The organism is Microcoleus sp. OTE_8_concoct_300, from assembly GCF_031383065.1.
Lineage (GTDB): Bacteria > Cyanobacteriota > Cyanobacteriia > Cyanobacteriales > Microcoleaceae > Microcoleus.
Map to the genome: position 1 here is coordinate 1 of NZ_JANMZH010000605.1, position 1,679 is coordinate 1,679.

General features: G+C 45.3%; 2 protein-coding genes. Both read right to left on the reverse strand.

The window, feature by feature from the left end:
* The coding region (locus ACUVJL_RS27845) for a YidH family protein (RefSeq protein WP_445248806.1) at positions 1-405 on the reverse strand (405 nt) is incomplete at its 3' end.
* Positions 406-678: 273 nt separating this feature from the next.
* Complete coding sequence (locus tag ACUVJL_RS27850) at positions 679-1,341, reverse strand: hypothetical protein (RefSeq protein WP_445248807.1); 663 nt, start codon at positions 1,339-1,341, stop codon at positions 679-681.
* Positions 1,342-1,679: the final 338 nt, after the last annotated feature.

Genomic DNA, 1,679 nt, shown 5'->3' on the forward strand with positions numbered 1-1,679 from the left:
ACCTTCTAAGCTAGAAGGAACGGTGAACATATAATAAATTACGCCCGCCCCTAGGATGGCGATCGCGAGGCTGAAAAGAATTACCCAGCGATCGGTAGGTTCATAAGTATCGTAATCGATATCGTGGCGGACGCCGAAGTAGTGCTTAGTTGATAATAGCACCGTCAGCAAACCGACGGTTGAAAAAAGCAAACCCAACTTCCAACCATTGCCCGGAGTTGGCAGCAGAGGGGGATGGAAGGCGCGAAGGCGCACGATAACTACGCCAAAACCCATCAGCGATATTGCTGTCCGCATCCATGCTAAATAAGTGCGCTCGTTTGCCAAGTGATCCCGCACCCGCGACGGATTTGGTCGCTTAGTCTTTTCTGTATTTTCTTTCGTGGATTTCCAATTTAATAGCATAGATGAACCTTTTAATTTTAAGGCCAAATTAAGAAGGGAAACCGATATATTTTCGCTGGGACGGATTATCCGCCGGGGGAGCGATCCCCGGCGGGATGTGGCGTTGCAACGGGCTTTACACAGGCGATCGCATTATATCAAATCCGTTAGCATCGGAATAGTAAATTCGAGTTAACTGTTGACTGTTGACAGTCAACAGTTAACAGTCAACAGTCAACAGTCAACAGTCAACATCATTCCGGTGTAACCGGAAATGATATTACAACACCAAAACTAATCATTTTCCTCAGTAGGTGCGTTGGGAAGTTGCGAATCTATGTAAGCCTGAGTCACATCAGGAACAAACCAATTCGCATCCCCAGGCTGGAAAATTTTAGCAGTAGGAACGTTGAATTCTACAGCCGCCGTATCGGGATTAGCTCTCGCTACAACTTGAGTTCCGTCAACTATCTTAACAGCTAGACCGCCGGTCAATTGTTGTGAAGGTTGATCTGCTGACCTTAAATCGGTTGCATTAACATCGCTGGGCAGATAAATTCCATCGCAATCCCATTTATGTTCAGTTGTTTGGCCGTCAGCTAGAAAATAAAGGGCATTCTCGTAAGAAGATTCCGCTGCTTTTTTGTGTTTCGGGCCGTAGACAGCCAGGGTTTTTCCGGTTTCGTTGCGGCACTGACCCCAAGGTTTTCCCGTTTCTAAAGTGTATTTTTGAAACTCCAATTGAGCGATTTTTTTCCGGAGTTCCTCAGGGGTATAATTCTGGGTATCGGGTGCGTCTTTCGCTGCCTTGAGAGTGTTCAGAGCTTCAGTCACCTCTATGTAGTCGGGATTGCTCGCATATCTCGGCGTTTTTGGAGCGTCGGCCCAGGAGGGAGGAACGAATACTAAATTGGCGACCATTACCAAGAGGACTAAAACAAATTTGAAGATTTTCACAATTTTTCTCCTTTTCTAGATTGTCAGGTTTTTCCCACTTTCTGTTTGCTTGCTATTTTAGGACTTAGGCAAAAACCAGCTTTCTTTCACTTGTTTGCCCGATCGGCCAAATTTGGCAGCATCGAAAAATCTGGTTTTTTAGCGTTATACCTATTGTCAAAGTCGATCTGCGTGGGATAGTGGCGAAGTGTTCGGGGGATATTTTAGGGATTCATCCTCAAGTTTTTAGCTCGGTTTGATTCACCACTACAGGATTTATTGAGACAACAGGTATCTTGTTGCCTAAGTCTGGCAATTGGCTAGCTCAAAAGATGGTTTCAACTTTCGTGAATACTTGA